Raw genomic sequence first — 16,392 nt, 5'->3', positions numbered from 1 at the left:
ATTTCATGACGTCTCCGGTCTTGCTCAACAACGTCGACCACCGGGACCTGCGTGTCGCAGTCGGACATCACGCGCGCTACGGCGACGCGATCAACCAGACGCGGGTCTTTCCGGCTGAGTTTGAGGAACTGCAGCGCGACTATGCGATCCTGATACGGAGAGATGACGACGGTTCTCTTTTCGCCACAGTCCTGTTGGGCCTCGATCCTGATGAGAACCTGTTTCTCGACGGTGAACGGTGGGATGCGCGGTACGTGCCCGCGGCTCGGGCGCGTGGACCCTTTTCGATTGGCGTGTCGTCCGATGGCGAACCCATGATCCACGTCGATCTGGACCATCCCCGCGTCGGCACTACTGGAGAGCGGGTTTTCCGTGACCTCGGCGGGAACGGCCCGTTGCTCGATTACGTCTCGGCGATGTTACAAAGGATCTATGTCGGTCTGGAAACCGAAAAACGGATGTTCGAAGCGTTCGCTGCCGCTGACTTGCTTGAACCCGCCACACTGCAACTCGATCTTGCTGATGGGCGCCGCTATGACATTCCCGATCGCTTCACCGTCGATGCAGGGCGATTGGCTGCGCTTGACGGCGAAACTTTGGCACGGCTTCACCGGGACGACTTCTTGCGTCCTGCGCTTTGGATCGCCTCGTCGCTCGGCAACCTCCGCCACCTGATCGATCGGAAGCTTCGAAAGGAGGCCCATGGCTGAGCGCCTGCGGGTATCGCGACGGGTGCGGGAGATCGAGGGCACCGGCGTCCTCGATTTAGAATCGTTATTAGCACTCGACGAACCTGTGATCCTGCGCGGGCTTGCCGCCGATTGGCCGCTAGTTCAGGCCGGACGTGCGTCGCCTCAAGAAGCCGCCGCCTATCTTCGTCGGTTCGACACGGGCCGCCCAGTTACAGGATATGTCGGCGATCCTGCGATCAAGGGGCGCTTCCATTATGACGAGACCGCGACGTCCTTGAATTTCGCCGCGAAGCGGATCTCGCTGGGCGACTTTCTTAATCTTCTGCTTGGCCAACTGGGCGACGTCGCGGGGCCGGCCTATTATCTCGGCTCCACCGATCTCGACGACTATCTTCCCGGTTTTCGCGCTGAGAACGATCTGCTGCCACACGGCCCGGTCTTCAATCACCACCCGCCGCTCGCCAGCATCTGGATCGGAAACCGCACGATCGCGTCTGCGCATCACGACATGTCGAACAATGCTGCGGTCTGTGCGGTTGGACGGCGGCGATTTACGCTGTTCCCGCCGGATCAAGTCGCGAACCTGTATCCCGGTCCGCTTGCCCCCACGCCCGGCGGGCAGGTGGTCAGCATGATTGATTTCACCGCACCTGATCTAACAGCCTATCCCCGCTTCGCCGCCGCACTTGCCGCCGGATCGGTGGCAGAACTCGAGGCTGGGGACGTCATCGTTTACCCGGCGTTGTGGTGGCATCATGTCGAGGCGTTGAACGACTTCAATGTGCTGGTGAACTATTGGTGGAATCCGGTACCCACATTCATGGATACGCCTATGGATACGGTGCTGCATGCATTCCTCAGCCTGCGTGACCGGCCCGCGCAAGAGAAACGCGCATGGCGGGCGATGTTCGACTATTATGTATTCGGTGACGCTGAGGCAGTCGCAGCGCATTTGCCCGTGCCCGCGCGCGGACCGCTCGCACCGCTCGATGAGGCTGGCGCACGTCAGTTGCGCGCCTATCTGCTAAACCGGCTTAACCGATGACGGCACCCATGGAAGCACCGCGTACCCGCGTCGTCGTCGCTGGTGGTGGTACCGCCGGCTGGATCGCTGCTGCGGCGATCGTCCGCCAGCTCGGGCCGCTGGTCGACGTCACGGTTGTCGAATCGGACGAGATTGGCACCGTCGGCGTCGGCGAGTCCACCATTCCGACCGCGCGCAGTTTCCATGCTTTCCTCGGCATCGACGAAGCCGCGTTCATGCGTGCCACGCAGGCGACCTTCAAACTCGGCATCGCGTTCGAGAACTGGCGCAAGATCGGTGACAGCTATTTTCATCCATTCGGAAGCGTCGGTCGGTCGGTGGCGATCGCCGACTTTCAGCATTTCTGGCTCGCGGCACGTGAACGTGGGTTCGGTGGCGCATACGGCGACTACTCGCTCGAACAGCAGGCGGCCGGCGCCGGCCTTTTCGGACACGATGAACACCATTCGCTGGCCTACGCATATCACCTGGATGCGACCGCCTACGCGCGGTTCCTTCGGACGTTGGCAGAGCCTTGGGGCGTGCGGCGCGTTGAGGGACGCATCGAGCAGGTCCAGCGCGATGGTCAAGGCGGAGATATCGTAGCGCTTGTCCTGGCATCGGGTGAACAGATCGCGGGTGATTTATTCATCGACTGCACCGGCTTCCGCGCGCTTCTGAGCGAAGCCACGCTTGAGACCGGGTTCGAGGATTGGTCAGAATGGCTCACAACCGACCGGGCGCTTGCTGTGCAGACGGAGGCAGTCAGTCCGCCGGTACCGTACACCCGCGCGATCGCGCATGCCGCCGGTTGGCGCTGGCAAATTCCGCTTCAGACGCGGACTGGTAACGGCCTTGTCTATTCTAGCCGGCACATGAGTGACGATGAGGCGCACGTTACGTTGATCGGTTCTCTGAATAGCCGCCCGCTGTTCGAGCCGCGACAACTGCGGTTTCGTTCAGGCATGCGACGGCAGGCCTGGAACCGGAACTGTATCGCGCTGGGTCTTGCGGCAGGGTTCATCGAGCCGCTCGAGTCGACCAGCATCCATCTGATCATGAATGCGGTGATCCGTCTGATTCAGTTGTTCCCATTTCGGGGGGACGATCACGTTGCACTGGCCTCACGCTTCAACACTCAATCCAGGCACGAGTGGGAGCATGTACGCGACTTCATCATTCTCCATTACCACGTCACGGAACGTACCGACTCCCCGTTCTGGCGTGACTGCGCGAGCATGCCAATTCCTGATAGCCTTGCTGAACGCCTTTCTCTTTTTGCCGCGACGGCCGGCGCTTGGCAGGGACAGGACGATCTGTTCAGAATCGATTCCTGGGTTTCGGTCATGCTCGGACAAGGCATCGTACCGCGTGCACATCATCGCATTGCCAGTATGATAAAGGGGTCAGATCTGGAAACATCGTTTGCAGACCTTTCCAGAGGAATATCAAGGACGGTACGCACGCTACCGCGTCATTGTGACTTTCTTGCGCAATATTGCCCAGCTGACGGCTGATGCTTTGGCCAGTGGTTCCGTTCAGCCGCTCAGCTTACAGCCTGAACTCTCGACGATGTGCGGGAGCTAACCGCTCTGAAGTAGTCTCAAGATCCGCGGGGCGTTCAACCTCAGCTGACCGCAGACGGCAGTCGGCTGAGGTCGGGTTTTCAGAACTAGGAAATGGGAACGCCACCGGTGACCGCTACGACATTGCCGGACATGTAACTCCCTTCCGTCGATGCTAGCATCACGTAAGCGGGCGCGAGTTCGCCCGGTTGTCCGGCGCGTCCAAGCGGCGTGTTCTGGCCGAGTGTCTCCAATTCCTCCGAGGACTTCGCGATCGGCTGGATAGGCGTCCAGATCGGGCCGGGCGCAACCGCGTTCACGCGAATGCCGTCCCCAGATAGCAGGTTGGACAGGCCTACCGTCAGGCTCGAGATGGCGCCCTTGGTCGCCGCATAAACGATCATGTTCTTACCCGCGACCTTGGCCTGTTCGCTGGTCGTGTTGATGATCGCCGAACCCGGCTTCAAGTGCGGTGCGGCCGCCTTGGCCAGACGGATCATGGCAAAGACGTTGGCGGAGAAAGCGGCCTGCATCTCGTCGTCGTCGATGCTATCCAGCCCCTCGTTCATGGTTTGCGCGGCGGCATTGTTGACCAGGATGTTGAGGCCGCCGAGTTCCGCGACCGTCCGTTCGACAAGCTTTACGCAGTGATCTCTGTCGCGGATGTCGCCCGGCAACAGAATGCACCGCTGGCCTGCCTTCTCGACCCACGTTTGCGTCTCTTTGGCATCGGCTTGCTCTTCGGAAAGGTAGGAAATGGCGACGTTTGCACCTTCACGCGCATACGCAATCGCCACTGCGCGACCGATACCGGAATCACCGCCGGTTATGAGTGCCACCTGGCCTTCAAGCAGTCCCTTACCGACATAGCTATCCTCGCCATGGTCCGGTTTGGTACGCATCTCAGTCGTCAGACCGGGGCTCGGCTGTTGCGGCTCGTCGGGAAAACTCGTCGGCTGGCTGGTGCGGGGATCTTCAATCATATCGGCTCCTGCTGATGGGGTATGCAGCAAACGACCCACGAGGAATAACGTGCCCGGGGACACTGATCACGAGCGCGCATCAGGCCGTCGACGGGCAAAAATGAATGGGCGTCGAAGGTTAAAGGGGAAGGGGGAATGAATGCCGCAAGACGCGCGGAGTGTTGGCGAGATCGCATGATCAGACGCATGGCTGGCGCTCTACGAGGGTACCGCTCGGTTTGACCTATGGGTCGCCGTTGGTCGGGGGCGGTGGCGTCAGGCGTCGGAGCATCTTTCTCCCCTTGCAGAACGGATAGGGTTTGATCCTCTTGCGTTGGGATCTTCCCTACTTTGTTGTTCGTGCAGGCCGACCGGCCCTGCGTCTAGCCATCATCCGCCCGGAGTGAGCATGCCCGAAACGATCGTTTTCTCTGGTGATAGCGCCGGCATCGGGTCTGCTACCGAACAGCATTTTGCAAACGCCGTTTGGAAGGGCGAGATCGTCGCGCGGGGCGTTGCCCAAGACCCGGCGGTCGTCGCGGCTCCGCGTAGCAGCGAAGCGGAACCGGATGATCACGCTGCCGCGGCGTCGAGCCTCCTGTCGGGGTCACAGGCGTGACGGGCCTTCTCGCAGGCTTGCTCTCGCGCGCCACTCAGCCCGCTGCAAGTGGAACCAGAACCGACGGCTATCTCGCGTTGGAGGATTATGGCGCGCTGGGCGACGGTCGCTCGGTTGCCTTGTCGGGTGCCGATGGTTCGATCGATTGGTGGTGCGTTCCGAATCTCGATTCCCCACCGCTGTTCGATCGTCTGCTCGATCCGGAAGAAGGCGGTCGCTTCAGCGTGACGCCAACCGAACCCTTCGAGGTCGAGCGGCAGTATCGGCCAGACAGCAACGTTCTCGAGACTATCTTCAAGACCGCCGAAGGGCAGGCCAAGGTCACGGAGTCGATGAACAGCGGCACGGCTGGCCGCTTGCCCTGGGCGGAACTGGCGCGGCGGGTAGAAGGGCTTGAGGGCACCGTCGCGTTCGCGGTGGAAATGCGGCCCGGTCGCCGGGCAAACGGGGCTAGCCCGTATCAATCGAAGATTGGCCGCCATTCGGTCTTCCATGTTGGATCGGTGCTGGGTCTCTTCCGGCATAGCGAAGGCTTCGTGTCCGAACGCGCCGATGACGCCGTCAGAGGCACGCTCACCGTTACGCAGGGGCAATGCGAAGTGCTTGCGATCGTTGCCGGGGAAGACGAACCCCTGGTGGTTCCCACGATCGCGGACATCGACGACCGTATCGATCTTTCCGATGAGGAATGGCGCGCCTGGGCATCGCGTGTGATTTACGACGGCGAGCATCGCGCCGCCTTCATCCGCAGCGTGCTGGCGCTGAAGCTGTTGTTGTTCTCGCCATCGGGCGCGATTGCCGCCGCGGCGACGACGTCGCTTCCCGAAGGAATCGGCGGGGTGAAGAATTACGACTATCGCTACGCATGGATTCGTGACGCGGGCTATACGATTAAGGCATTCCTGGCCGCCGGCGCGCAGGCCGAGGCAAAGGCGGCCTTTACCTGGCTGCTGAAGCGGCTCGCTGAACATGACGCGCGCGTCTGCTATACGCTAGGTGGCGAACTGGTGCCGGACCTTACCGAGATCGACGTGCCGGGCTATCGCCGGTCGGCGCCGGTGCAGATCGGCAATGCCGCGACGGACCAGCATCAGCACGGTATCTATGGAGACATTTTCGAGACGGCTTCGTGTTTTGTCGGGTGCGGCAACATCCTCGATCCATCCAGTGCCGAACTGCTCTCGCACCTTGCCGATCAATGCGCGGACGCCTGGCGCAAGAAAGACGCCGGGATCTGGGAGCTGGAGGATCCGCAGCATTACACGATGTCCAAGGTCAGTTGCTGGCAGGCGCTTGCGCGTGCTGTCGAGCTGGCGGACGATGGTCAATTGCCCACGACGTGCCGTGACCGCTGGGCCCGCGAACGCGACCGGATCGCGGCGTGGATCGAACAGCATTGCTGGTCCGAAACGAAGCAGGCATTCGTCTTCTATCCCGGCAGCGACAAGCTCGACGCCTCGCTGGCGCTCGCGGTTCGCTTCGGGTTCGACGGGCATGAGAAACTTAGGAAAACACTCGACGCGATCGACGCCGAGCTCGGTGCAGGGCCTTACCATTACCGGTATAGCGGCGTCGACGCGGAGGAGGGCTGTTTCCTCGCCTGCACGTTCTGGATGGTCGAGGCGCGCGTGTTGCTCGGTCAACGCGATCAAGCGGAAAAGGCATTCATGTCGATTACCGCTGCGCTCGATCGCGGCGTCGGCATCATGACCGAGATGGCGGACCCAACGACCGGCGTGTTCCTCGGAAACTTGCCGCAGGGTCTGTCGCATCTTGCCCATGTCATGGCGCTCGATGTCCTGTCTCACCAGGATGCATGCTGACCGGCGTCTACTGTCGTCACGTCCCGAGCACCCGAACACTCAAGACCGTTCTTAGCTAACCCCTGATCCTCAGAGTTGTGTGGCAACGCCGCGGCACCGGAAGGTACCGCGGCGTGTCCTTTATCCGGCGATGGTGAAAACCGAACCGGAATCCACACGGATGCCCGCGCCGTTGATAAAGCTGGCACGTTCGGAGCACAGAAACGCGACGGCGGCGGCGACTTCTTCGGCGCGACCGCGACGCTTCAACACCATTCCGGGACGTTCCTCCTCAAGGAAGCTGTCGATCGCCGCGTCGAAGCTCTCGCCGCGCTCTTCGGCGCGTTTGCGCATCATCTTGTCCGTCATGGGCGTAGCGATGAAGGCGGGCGAAACAGTGTTCACCAGCACGTTGTCGCAACCGTAGGCCTTCGACAAACCCTTTGCGAGACTGAGGATGCCTGCTTTGGAGGCGCAATAGGCGAGCTCATCGACATAAGGCTGGACCGCGTCCTCGGATGCGAACAGCACGATGCGGCCCCAGCCCTTTTGACGCATCGCCGGGATCGCCTCCCGGCACATGCGCACGGCACCCATCAGATTGATGTCGAGCGTCTGCTGCCAACCTGCGTCGTCGACGTCGAGGAAGTCGCCAGTCGCACCAGTGACGCCCGCCGCATTGACGTAAATGTCGGGCTCGCCGAGTTCGTCACGAACCTGTGCCCACAAGGTGCGGACGTCGTCGGGTTTGGTCACGTCGCCGGTGACGGCAATGACTCTGCCGAGCGGCGACAGTTCGGCGAGCGCCTCGTCCAGCGTGCCGCCTGGCTGGTCGGTGATCGCGATGCGAACGCCCGCTTCCAGCAGCAGGCGTGCCGTCTCCTTGCCCATTCCCGAGTCTGCGCCGCTGATCAGCGCGATACGGTCTTTGATACCCAGATCCATGATGAACTCCTCAACGGTCGGAAGCAAGAAAGCGGTCGGCGGTGCGAAGCGACAGCGCCATGATCGTCAACGCGGGGTTGGCCGCGAGCGCGCTCGGAAAGATGGAATTGTCGCAGATTAGCAGGTTCGGCACGTCGAAGCTGCGACCGTCCGGATCGACCACCGCCGTGTCGCCATTACGCCCCATACGGCAGGTGCCGATCGTATGGGCAGAGCGGTCAATGGCAAAGATATCGTGCGCCCCCGCCGCTTGCCATATTTCGGTCAGCGTGCGTCGCGCGTGGCGGTCGATCGCCTGTTCGTTGGCGTGATAGCTGAAGTCGATCCGGGCCTTGCGATGTCCAAACGCATCGACTTCGTCGGAAAGCGTCAGGCGATTGTCCGCATGGGGCAGGCATTCTCCGTTGATCCCGATCCCGGCCATCCGGTTATACCCGCGAAGGATCGTCTGGAGCCGCTCGCCCCACATGCCGGCACCGCGCGCCAGGCCGGTCGCAAGAGTGACGGGCAATACGCCAAGGCTCTGGATCAGATACCCGCCGGCGCAGCCCGCTTCGCCGGGCCGCATCATGTCCTCGCTGATCAGAGATGAGGGATAGCCGCGGTTCATTCGCATTTCGGCGTCGAACCGACCCCATACCTGAGTCGCCACATGCGCCATGAAATTCCGCCCGACCTGACCGCTCGAATTGGCGATGCCGAGATTGAGGAGCAGGCGCGGTGTCTCGATCCCGCCAGCACATAAGAAGACGGAGGAACAGCGCTGGCGATATTCTTCGCCATCCTTCCGATAGATCACCGCGCTGATCCGGCCCATACCGTCAAATTTGAACGACAGGACGCGGGCTTCGGCACGGATTTCGGCGCCATGCGCGGTGGCGAGGGGCAGGTAGGTCGTGTCCATGCTGGTCTTGGCCGCCGTGCGGCAGCCTTGATGGCAAGTGCCGCAATTGATGCACGCTTGCCGCTGTCCCCAATGCGGCTGATCGCGATCGCGTGACACCAAAGCGGCGGGTGCGTCCGTTGCGGTAACGCCCAGCGCTGCACAGCCGCGCGCCATGGCATCGGCGGCGGCGTTCCGCTTTACGGGCGAATAGGCGTAGCGGCGGCCAGCATCCCAGGGATACTGCGCTGGACCGGACACGCCGGTGAAATCTTCGACCTCTGCAATGTAGCGGATTAGTTCGGCGTGGTTGATCGGCCAGTCGGTACCTTCGCCGGTCAGCGTCTTCAGTTGCAGATCCCGTGGGTCGGGACGCGGGCAGAAGGCCCCCCAATGCAGCGTCGATCCGCCGACCCCCATGCCGGAGTTATTGGAACCGAACGCCGTTGGCGTCGCCCCGCCGCTCAGTCGCTCCTCCATCCAGTAGATGTCGGCGGCAACTTCGTCGGCAACATGCTCGGCGGGCAGGAAAGCGCGCCCTGCGTCCAGCGCGACGACCGACAGGCCCGCCTGCGCGAGGCGCGCGGTAAGCGGCGCGCCGCCGGCGCCTGTGCCGATCACTACCGCGTCGACGACGTCGCTCGGCGCGTAACGTTTCGCCTTCACGACCGGCGGTCCGGTGACGACTGCCATGATTCCAGGTCGTCCGCGCCGGTACGGGTATAACCCTGTTTGCGGTGACCATCGCCACCGACCGCAAATCCATCATAGCCTATCGACGCCATCGTCGACGGGAGCGACATCCAGACGCGCACGACTTCTGCACGGACGTCCTCGAACCACAAGGCCATTTGCTCCGGGGAAAGCTGTGCCGCGTCATCGCTGCCGATTTCGCCGTCGGCGACGCGCTCCAGCACTCTGGTCTGCTCGTCGCGTTCGAGAGCGGTGAAACCGCCGGACACGTTCTCCAATGTTGCGAAGCCGCGCTGCCATGCTTCCCGATCGCACGGCAGGGCGGCGAAACGCCAGCCGTCACCCGTTCCATCGGCGATCCCCGCCAGGACACGGTCCACCAGAGCACTATCCCCACCGGAGTCGGGCAGGATTTGCACGACCAGTCCCGCAGCCGTGGCACGCTCTTCCGCGGTCCAGAACTCAGCTTGCTCCACGGGCTGCAACCGCTTTAGCAGCACCGTGCGAGTCCTGCGGCTGACGCGATCGGAGGCGAGCAGTTTCCCGAAATCGTCGGGAAGTTCGGCCGACGCTATCGTTGCCAGGCGACTTTCGATCAGTCCGGCAAGCGCCTGCGGCTGTTCGTACGGGATGAGATGCGCCGCCCCCTGGACGACGCGTAGGTCGGCGTCGGCGTAATGCGGCAAGTTGAGCCGACGCTGCGCGTCCTCGCCAAGATCCCCGTCTTCGGCACCGGCAATAATCAGCGCCGGGATCGCAATACGTCCAACAGCAGCACTCCAATCCTCGCGACTGCCGCGTTCGAGCCAGCCAAGCCACGCTTCCCGGCTGGAGCGCTGTACATCGTCAATCGCCGCATTCCGCAATGGGGTTGCGAGCGGCTTCGCCGTATTGGCATCGATGAAGGTCGCGGCATCGGTCGGCGAGGCTTGTCCATGGGCGAACCAGCCGATCATGTCAGTGCGACGGTCTTCGTCCATAGGCTCCGGCGATGGCGGCGAGGCGGTGACCAATATGACACCGACGACTCCTGACAGTCCGATCTCGCCTGCTACCGCGCGGGCCGCAACAAGGCTGACGATCTTGCCGCCCATGCTGTGACCGACGAGAACGCACGATGTGGGCGCGCGAGCGCGTATTTCGTCCGCCAGCCAGTTCGCCATCTCGCCGAGATTGGCGTATCCTTCATCCGCCGCGGTGCCGAAACCAGGCAGGTCCAGTGCCACGCAATCGTGTTCCGGCAGATGTTCGAAAACGTGGTTCCATTCGCTGGCGCTGGCGCCGAGAGCATGGAGAAATATCAACGTCGGTCCGGTCATGAAGCCCCGCAAATGCATCTGGCTACCGGACGTTGCAAAAGCCGGTCGGTTCCGGATGGCGACGCCCCACAGCAAGTATTTACCGTCTGGACGTTACTGAGCGGGGGACATTCGTGGTGACGGAATGTTCAAACCACGACGTGATCATCAAATGGGGCAGAGCAATCACCGCCAGCACGGCGAAAAGCAAACGTACGTTCGTGGGGCCCCAGCCGAGGTACGACGGTTCCCATTCCGCCAACCGAGGTTTGGGCTGGGGTATGGAGAGCGACGGCGGGCTGCGTTTGGGTTGGCACTGAGGTGCCAACGACGGCGTTGCGAACCTGCTCGTTGTGGACCTCGCGTCGGTCGCGGCGGTCAGAGTCTTCAGCAAGGGCGACACCGGATGCAAATGAACCGGGGATCCACGTCTGGGCTATGAGCCGGAAGCTTTTATTTACCGGATTAAGATCACGGCTACCGAGATGTTTTGGTCGCTGTCGCCCATCGGATAAGGTCCGCCAGAGCCAATTGGGTGGCGACTTTGAGCAGGGGAGCTAGGCAAGGGAGACGAGGTGATCGACGCGGTTGATCGAGGCTTCTACGAAGGGCCGAACACCTTCTTAATCCAGAGAAATTGGACACCCTTGATACGTATGCGGGCTCTCTCGATCGCTTCCCAATTACGGACGCCCATAACAATATGGCTGGGCGTCACAGCCTTTCTAACAATCGTGAATGCCTTCGGCGTTTCGACGACGTTCGGTCCTGCGGCAGCATCGTCATTCTGGGGTGGACTCGTTGCTGTCAATATCGCGTGTTGGTTCGCATGGCGCAGATTGACGCCCGGGGACGAGTTGACTGGCCGTCAGCTGGTCGTGGGAGCCGCGCTGTTCAACGGTCTCCTCGCCATCGAGGTGCCGCTGCTTTATCGGCTTATGGGTCGGACGAACGCTGTGATCGGCTGGCGCCCATTCGTGTATGGGCTGCTCGTTACGGCGTTCGTTGCCTACCTTGTGCGGGTCGCAAAAGCCCGGCGAACGATCCTGCAACCTCAAAGCAGCCCCATACCGGTCGATGCTGTTCAGCCACTGCATCCTGTTACGCCTGGGATCCTTGCGCGTGCCGGTATCCGCGATGTCGAGGATCTTCTCGCGGTCCGCGCAGAGGACAACTATTGCCGCCTGGTGCTTCGCAACATGGAGTCTGTGCTCATCCATTACCGCTTCAAGGATGCGGTCATGGATCTTGGCGATCGCCACGGCGTGCAGGTTCATCGTAGCGCCTGGGTTGCGAACAGCGGCGTGGTTGGGGCCCAACGCGACGGTCGGCGTTGGTCACTTAAGCTGGCAGACGGTACCATCGTGCCGGTCAGTGAAACCAGTGTAGCCCTTTGCCGGGCACGTGGTTGGCTAAGAATCCACTGACGGACTGGCGTAACGCCAATCCGACTTCACGAAAAAGCACGCTGATACGGCGCAATACCGTCTTCTCACGCCAGTCCGCCTTGGTGATCACAAAGGCGAGATCGGCGTAGGGGGATCAATGTTGAGTAGCAGAGCGGTGACCGCGATGGCGCATGTCGCGGTAGAAAGCATTGCGCTGGCAAGCGGCGCCGCAGGGCTTGTACTGTCGAAGGGCAGGGTCGGGCATCGGTTCGTCGGGCGCATCTATGCCGTGGTGATCCTGCTCATCAACTTTACGGCTTTGTCGATCTGCCACTTGCCGCTGAACCTCGCTCTGTTCCTATGCGGTCCATGGCGCGTCAGCGCTCGACTAAGCGAAGCAGGGGTGCTGTCATGATTGACCACGGACACAAATCGCCCGCTGCTGTCGCCGACATTATCGCCATGGCGGCAGTCACCTGGGTTGCAGCGGCAACGTTGCACGAAGGCTTGGGTCATGGTCTGGCCTGCAAGGCTATGGGCGGGGAGCCGATTGCGTGGAGTACTTTCCACTTCGAATGCAACCACCGGGCGATGTCCGTCTGGGGCAGACGTATCGTTGCTGGTGCTGGAACTGTGGTCAATCTTGCCCTCATAGGCTTGGGCGGGCTCTGCTGGCGCTTCAGTACAGCTGCGACCGTCAAGCTTGCGGCCTGGATCGCATTCGTCGTCAATGGCCTGACGTCGTTCGGATACCTGATCTTCTCTGCCACTTTCGGTATCGGAGACTGGAACGCGGCGGGTGTGATGGCGGGCGTCTTAGATCCGTGGTTCGCACGAGGCGTTCTCGCTGTCGTCGGCGTTGCTGGATACGTTGCCATCATCTGGGCGGCTGCCCGGATGCTGTCGCAAATGCTGAATGGTCCCAGTATGGCGGCGCACGCGCGCCGGTTGGCGATAACGATTTGGGTGACGACGGGTGGGGTCTCCCTACTCGCGGGGCTGTCCGCAGACGCCGCTTGGCAGTCTACCCTAGGCGCGTCCATCGGGGTTGCGTTGGGTGGTAACGCTGGCCTGTTGAGTATCGCGCGTTTCATGACTCCGTCGCCGAGGCAGTGCTCCTCGGACGTCCCACCCAGCTGGATTTTACGCGGCACGGCAATCGTTTGCGTCGTAGCGTTCGGTGTTGTCCTCGGCCCGTCAGTTCGTCTTTGACAACTGAAGACTGGTCAGCTGCAGACTTACGCTGCGTGCGCGATCTGATGAGTAGATATGATCGGTTCCTGGAAGCGGTATCGGTGCTGAGCCTGTTAAATCAGAAAACGGAAGCGTTACCGTGACGGTTGCGCGATCGTCTGTTCCGGCCCGTCAGCACGGATATAACGAATGTCTGAAGTTGGAACAGATGCAGAGGCGCGCGAACGTTTGACACTGTTTCTCTTCCGTGACGTTAAAGGTCGCTTCCAGCGTTTGAGATATCGGGTTCAGCTTTCATCTATTGTGCTAAAGCGTTCGTGATCAGCGAAGCACGGTCTCCGCATCTACTACCGTCATGTCGTGCATTTGGTTGAGGTAGTTTTCGATGTACGGCTTGTGCGAGGCGCCGACGACCACAAGACCGCGGATGCCCGGTCGCATGGCGAACATATCGCGGATGTTCGACGCCATCCGCAAGTTGCGGGTCTCCCAATAGCCGACATAGCCCCGGCCGAAGCGTTCCGTCGAAGGCTCTTCCAGCGCGGCACCGAAGTCGCTGGCGAAGATCAGTTTCCCCTGGTCGGCGCGATTCAAGGCACGATACATTGCAAGCATGGTACCCGGTTGCCCCACCCTGGCGGCCAGTGCTGCATCCGTTGCCTTGCGCTTGGATGTGGCGGGATTATCCCAGGCCTTGGAGATCGCGGCTTCGTAGCCATTTTCATCGGTAACGGGCGAATCGGCGGTGTGGTCGTCCATCGCATGAACGCGTTCGAGACCGAGCCGGGCGGCCAATGCGGCTGCGATCAACAGGCTTTCGTCGTTCCGGGTGCGTAGCCGCTCGAGCCGCGCGACCAAAGTGGTGTCGAGACCCTCGCCGACATGGCGTTCGTTCTCCGGGAGGCGCAGCCATTGGACCAGCGCGCTAGCGCCCTCGCCGCCGGCGAGGAACAATGCGGCAAGGCGCCTTCGGTCGGCAGCCGACGGCGTCGCGGGCCAGGTCGCGAGCAGGCGGCTCCAAGCAGCCGTCGCCGACGGCACATCGAGCCCCGTCGCCTTGGCAGCGGGGGCGGGGTCCCAACAGTAGCTTTCGACGCTGTCCTTATAGTGATCGGGGTAGTGCCGCATGAAATCGCACTGCGCCCCGGACACCGCCTCGATGGCAATCGCTTGAGGGCGCCATACTTCCAGCTTGTCGAGGAGCGGGTCGAGTTGCTCGGGCTGGAACGCCGCCGGCATACCCGATAGATGCGTGCTGCCGAGCACGAGCAACTGGTTGCGTGTTCCGGAATGCGGCCCCTTCAGCCGGCTTGTATCAAACGGACGGTAGTCTTGCGCCGTTGCGATCGACGCGCCTGCAACTGCAGCGATCATCGCTGCCAACTTCCACAACTGCGCCATATCTCGTCCCGTAGACTATAACCGTGCTATGGACGTAATACAGCAAGCGTGCCGAAGGAAGTAGCTACCGTGTCGTATGTCGTGGGCGCTCGGGCAAGACGCACTAGCCTTTATTCCACCGTACGCTCGTGCGCCGCTACGCACACGGGTCGGTGAACCACTTGCAGCGTTACGCAGACCAGCTGATTTTCAGGGCAGATCAGGTTACGCTGGACCCGAGACAGAAAAGCCCGGTCAAGGTCACGAAAACGTTCCGAGCGGAGCTCATCCCGGCCTAGGCTAGTGGCCGGGATCTACAGGGATAACTAGCGTCTGGAGAAGAAAATGGTGGACGCACTTGGGCTCGAACCAAGGACCCGCTGATTAAGAGTCAGCTGATTTCCCTGTCTTTTCAACGCTCCTTCCGCGATTATCTGCATCTGTACCGGAACGAACGCTCAGCGCTAGCGGAAGTTTGTCGGAAAGCGAAAAGGTCAGCTGCGCAGCCTCTGTGGAGGGCGGCATGACCTGCATCCATATCGGGAGCAGCTGCCTCGCGCGCGGCGGTGCTATCATATCCGCCTTCAGCGACGCCCACGATTACCGGATCACCGATGGCGTACGGATCTGGCATTTCGATTGGAGCGATCGGTTCGGTCCCAGCCTGACGAACGGGAAGGGGGAGATAAGGGCTAAGCCGTACCCGCCCGAGGGATCGCCCTTCTGGCGCTGCGTGATGCTGTGGCAGCGGCAGGGAAAGCGGTCCGAGGCGTTCGGCGCCGGCGCGTACCTCCGCGCTGCGATCTTCGACCAGCCGCCGGTCGGGACGTACACGATTGACGATCGGGGACTGATCCTGAACTTTGACGAGCCCGAGGGGTTCGACGAGGACTATTCGGAGCGGCGGTACGTTGATCGAGATGGGTGTCAGGTGGGGCTGCGCCGCCGGCGCGGGCGGCGCGAGTAGTGCTTGAGCGCCGCCCAGCAGATTGCTCTTAGTCAGTTCCTTCCCGGCCTCGCAATGATAAGCACCCTATAGAACCCAATCTACGTTTCCAAAGGAACGCAGCATGACGAATCCGGTCGACATTTCGAACGAGGAATACCGCATCTACACCTATCCGAACAACTCAGAGTATCGAATTAATAGCCCGCTCGCGTTGCACGTCATTCAAGATGGGAAGGGCCCGACCCACCGCGTGACCGACAACTTTGGCATGACGCATCTCCCTGAACGCGGCTGGGTCGCCATCGCCTGGAAGCCCCGCGACGGCGCACAAGTTCTCGTCCCCTGATCTCCCCCACCCCGCCGACGCGAGGGGGTATCGTCAATTGAGCGGGAGCGAGATTATGGAAGACGGACGGATAGCGAACTGCCCCGATTGCGGAAAGACAACGCCGTGGGGCGTTTACGACGAGCACATGAACCTCGAACATCGCCAGCCGCAACGGCAGGAAACCGGGCTGAGTAGGTTTGACGAGGCAGTTGCGCAGGTATTTCAGGAGGCGTGCAATCGCTTTGTCGAGTCAATTCGCGAGGCGGGTCAGCACGATCCCGACAACAAGTTTTTTATCGCCACGAACGCCATTCAGGATGCTTGGCCGGATGTGATCGTGCGCTTGTATCCCGACCGTGCTGCCGTGCCGCCGGCGCAAATCTGAAAGAAGTTCGCCGTGGACGTAATACCAGCGACGCACTTCGTCGGGTTCCGCGGCGATGAGTACGTCAGCGCTGTCCGCATCTGGGGAAAGCCGAACTTCGTCCACCGCGTTTGGGATCGGCGCGCGGTCCGCGACATCGACCCCACCGACACGGTAATTTTTGCCAAGGGCACGGAGCATGACGAGCCGTGCAAGTTTAACGGGCAGGATATCGTTGAGTGATGCTGAACGCGATCCTGCCCTCTGGTTTGGGGTCGGTCCAGCATCGCTCTGCATAGGGGTTTC

At 61.6% G+C, this 16,392-nt stretch carries 17 protein-coding genes and 1 tRNA gene; 12 read left to right on the top strand and 6 right to left on the bottom strand.

Going from position 1 to position 16,392, the window contains the following annotated elements; genetic code table 11:
* Window positions 1–5 precede the first annotated feature (5 nt).
* Genes ABIC16_RS11600 through ABIC16_RS11590 form a run of 3 tightly spaced genes read left to right on the top strand, consistent with a single transcriptional unit; the run spans window position 6 to window position 3,233 of the window.
* Window positions 6–710, top strand: a complete 705-nt coding sequence (locus ABIC16_RS11600) for a SapC family protein (protein ID WP_354291223.1) — start codon at window positions 6–8, stop codon at window positions 708–710.
* Window positions 703–1,737: a cupin-like domain-containing protein gene (locus ABIC16_RS11595; RefSeq protein WP_354291222.1), complete on the top strand. Its 1,035-nt coding sequence runs from the start codon at window positions 703–705 to the stop codon at window positions 1,735–1,737. Before ABIC16_RS11600 ends, ABIC16_RS11595 begins: the two co-directional genes overlap by 8 nt.
* Entirely contained in the window at window positions 1,734–3,233 is a 1,500-nt protein-coding gene (locus ABIC16_RS11590; RefSeq protein WP_354291221.1) for a tryptophan halogenase family protein, read from the top strand. The genes ABIC16_RS11595 and ABIC16_RS11590 overlap by 4 nt, the downstream gene beginning before the upstream one ends.
* Window positions 3,234–3,388: 155 nt before the next feature.
* Here ABIC16_RS11590 and ABIC16_RS11585 read toward each other — a convergent pair whose 3' ends face one another.
* Complete coding sequence (locus tag ABIC16_RS11585; protein ID WP_354291220.1) at window positions 3,389–4,264, bottom strand: SDR family oxidoreductase; 876 nt, start codon at window positions 4,262–4,264, stop codon at window positions 3,389–3,391.
* A gap of 388 nt (window positions 4,265–4,652) precedes the next feature.
* Between ABIC16_RS11585 and ABIC16_RS11580 the strand changes: the two genes are divergently transcribed.
* A complete protein-coding gene (locus tag ABIC16_RS11580) occupies window positions 4,653–4,862 on the top strand; it encodes a hypothetical protein (RefSeq protein WP_354291219.1) in 210 nt (69 codons plus the stop codon).
* A gap of 17 nt (window positions 4,863–4,879) precedes the next feature.
* On the top strand, window positions 4,880–6,685 hold the full coding sequence (locus ABIC16_RS11575; protein ID WP_354292310.1) for a glycoside hydrolase family 15 protein: 1,806 nt from the start codon (window positions 4,880–4,882) through the stop codon (window positions 6,683–6,685).
* A gap of 120 nt (window positions 6,686–6,805) precedes the next feature.
* On the opposite strand, the gene ABIC16_RS11570 is transcribed toward ABIC16_RS11575, so the two are convergent.
* From ABIC16_RS11570 to ABIC16_RS11560, 3 genes are read right to left on the bottom strand one after another with little or no spacing between them, the layout of a single operon-like run.
* Complete coding sequence (locus tag ABIC16_RS11570; protein ID WP_354291218.1) at window positions 6,806–7,609, bottom strand: SDR family NAD(P)-dependent oxidoreductase; 804 nt, start codon at window positions 7,607–7,609, stop codon at window positions 6,806–6,808.
* Window positions 7,610–7,619: 10 nt separating this feature from the next.
* The gene (locus ABIC16_RS11565) at window positions 7,620–9,185 is read right to left on the bottom strand and encodes a GMC family oxidoreductase (RefSeq protein ID WP_354291217.1); all 1,566 of its coding nucleotides are present in this window, start codon (window positions 9,183–9,185) and stop codon (window positions 7,620–7,622) included.
* Window positions 9,155–10,504 carry an alpha/beta hydrolase gene (locus ABIC16_RS11560; protein WP_354291216.1) on the bottom strand — a complete coding sequence of 450 codons (1,350 nt, stop codon included), beginning with the start codon at window positions 10,502–10,504 and terminating at the stop codon, window positions 9,155–9,157. The genes ABIC16_RS11565 and ABIC16_RS11560 overlap by 31 nt, the downstream gene beginning before the upstream one ends.
* 554 nt (window positions 10,505–11,058) lie before the next feature.
* Here ABIC16_RS11560 and ABIC16_RS11555 point away from each other — a divergent pair.
* The 3 genes from ABIC16_RS11555 (at window position 11,059) to ABIC16_RS11545 (ending at window position 13,083) form a co-directional block, all read left to right on the top strand.
* Window positions 11,059–11,910, top strand: a complete 852-nt coding sequence (locus tag ABIC16_RS11555) for a LytTR family DNA-binding domain-containing protein (RefSeq protein WP_354291215.1) — start codon at window positions 11,059–11,061, stop codon at window positions 11,908–11,910.
* Between the two features lie 118 nt (window positions 11,911–12,028).
* Window positions 12,029–12,286 carry a hypothetical protein gene (locus ABIC16_RS11550; protein WP_354291214.1) on the top strand — a complete coding sequence of 86 codons (258 nt, stop codon included), beginning with the start codon at window positions 12,029–12,031 and terminating at the stop codon, window positions 12,284–12,286.
* Window positions 12,283–13,083, top strand: coding sequence for a hypothetical protein (locus tag ABIC16_RS11545; RefSeq protein ID WP_354291213.1), 801 nt, complete (start codon window positions 12,283–12,285; stop codon window positions 13,081–13,083). Before ABIC16_RS11550 ends, ABIC16_RS11545 begins: the two co-directional genes overlap by 4 nt.
* Window positions 13,084–13,386: 303 nt before the next feature.
* Here ABIC16_RS11545 and ABIC16_RS11540 read toward each other — a convergent pair whose 3' ends face one another.
* Together ABIC16_RS11540 and ABIC16_RS11535 are read right to left on the bottom strand one after the other, a co-directional pair.
* A complete protein-coding gene (locus ABIC16_RS11540) occupies window positions 13,387–14,466 on the bottom strand; it encodes a DUF5694 domain-containing protein (protein ID WP_354291212.1) in 1,080 nt (359 codons plus the stop codon).
* 325 nt (window positions 14,467–14,791) lie between these two features.
* Window positions 14,792–14,867 (bottom strand) — tRNA-Lys (locus ABIC16_RS11535).
* Between the two features lie 101 nt (window positions 14,868–14,968).
* Here ABIC16_RS11535 and ABIC16_RS11530 point away from each other — a divergent pair.
* The 4 genes from ABIC16_RS11530 (at window position 14,969) to ABIC16_RS11515 (ending at window position 16,329) form a co-directional block, all read left to right on the top strand.
* Window positions 14,969–15,412 carry a hypothetical protein gene (locus tag ABIC16_RS11530; protein ID WP_354291211.1) on the top strand — a complete coding sequence of 148 codons (444 nt, stop codon included), beginning with the start codon at window positions 14,969–14,971 and terminating at the stop codon, window positions 15,410–15,412.
* A gap of 103 nt (window positions 15,413–15,515) precedes the next feature.
* Window positions 15,516–15,740 carry a hypothetical protein gene (locus ABIC16_RS11525; RefSeq protein ID WP_354291210.1) on the top strand — a complete coding sequence of 75 codons (225 nt, stop codon included), beginning with the start codon at window positions 15,516–15,518 and terminating at the stop codon, window positions 15,738–15,740.
* A 127-nt stretch (window positions 15,741–15,867) separates the two neighbouring features.
* A complete protein-coding gene (locus ABIC16_RS11520) occupies window positions 15,868–16,107 on the top strand; it encodes a hypothetical protein (RefSeq protein WP_354291209.1) in 240 nt (79 codons plus the stop codon).
* A gap of 12 nt (window positions 16,108–16,119) precedes the next feature.
* The gene (locus ABIC16_RS11515; RefSeq protein ID WP_354291208.1) at window positions 16,120–16,329 is read left to right on the top strand and encodes a hypothetical protein; all 210 of its coding nucleotides are present in this window, start codon (window positions 16,120–16,122) and stop codon (window positions 16,327–16,329) included.
* Window positions 16,330–16,392 lie beyond the last annotated feature (63 nt).

Source organism: Sphingomonas sp. PvP055, from assembly GCF_040546365.1.
Taxonomy (GTDB): domain Bacteria; phylum Pseudomonadota; class Alphaproteobacteria; order Sphingomonadales; family Sphingomonadaceae; genus Sphingomonas; species Sphingomonas echinoides_A.
Note: the sequence above shows the minus strand (reverse complement) of the source record. Positions and strands in the feature narration are given on the sequence as shown.

Excerpts from the sequence above, each read along its gene's own strand:
- ABIC16_RS11520 (WP_354291209.1), top strand. The coding sequence starts at position 15,868 with ATGAACCTCGAACATCGCCAGCCGCAACGGCAGGAAACCGGGCTGAGT.
- ABIC16_RS11570 (WP_354291218.1), bottom strand. The coding sequence starts at position 7,609 with ATGGATCTGGGTATCAAAGACCGTATCGCGCTGATCAGCGGCGCAGAC.
- ABIC16_RS11590 (WP_354291221.1), top strand. The coding sequence starts at position 1,734 with ATGACGGCACCCATGGAAGCACCGCGTACCCGCGTCGTCGTCGCTGGT.
- ABIC16_RS11540 (WP_354291212.1), bottom strand. The coding sequence starts at position 14,466 with ATGGCGCAGTTGTGGAAGTTGGCAGCGATGATCGCTGCAGTTGCAGGC.
- ABIC16_RS11525 (WP_354291210.1), top strand. The coding sequence starts at position 15,516 with ATGACGAATCCGGTCGACATTTCGAACGAGGAATACCGCATCTACACC.
- ABIC16_RS11560 (WP_354291216.1), bottom strand. The coding sequence starts at position 10,504 with ATGACCGGACCGACGTTGATATTTCTCCATGCTCTCGGCGCCAGCGCC.
- ABIC16_RS11600 (WP_354291223.1), top strand. The coding sequence starts at position 6 with ATGACGTCTCCGGTCTTGCTCAACAACGTCGACCACCGGGACCTGCGT.
- ABIC16_RS11545 (WP_354291213.1), top strand. The coding sequence starts at position 12,283 with ATGATTGACCACGGACACAAATCGCCCGCTGCTGTCGCCGACATTATC.
- ABIC16_RS11565 (WP_354291217.1), bottom strand. The coding sequence starts at position 9,185 with ATGGCAGTCGTCACCGGACCGCCGGTCGTGAAGGCGAAACGTTACGCG.
- ABIC16_RS11550 (WP_354291214.1), top strand. The coding sequence starts at position 12,029 with ATGTTGAGTAGCAGAGCGGTGACCGCGATGGCGCATGTCGCGGTAGAA.
- ABIC16_RS11595 (WP_354291222.1), top strand. The coding sequence starts at position 703 with ATGGCTGAGCGCCTGCGGGTATCGCGACGGGTGCGGGAGATCGAGGGC.
- ABIC16_RS11530 (WP_354291211.1), top strand. The coding sequence starts at position 14,969 with ATGACCTGCATCCATATCGGGAGCAGCTGCCTCGCGCGCGGCGGTGCT.
- ABIC16_RS11585 (WP_354291220.1), bottom strand. The coding sequence starts at position 4,264 with ATGATTGAAGATCCCCGCACCAGCCAGCCGACGAGTTTTCCCGACGAG.
- ABIC16_RS11580 (WP_354291219.1), top strand. The coding sequence starts at position 4,653 with ATGCCCGAAACGATCGTTTTCTCTGGTGATAGCGCCGGCATCGGGTCT.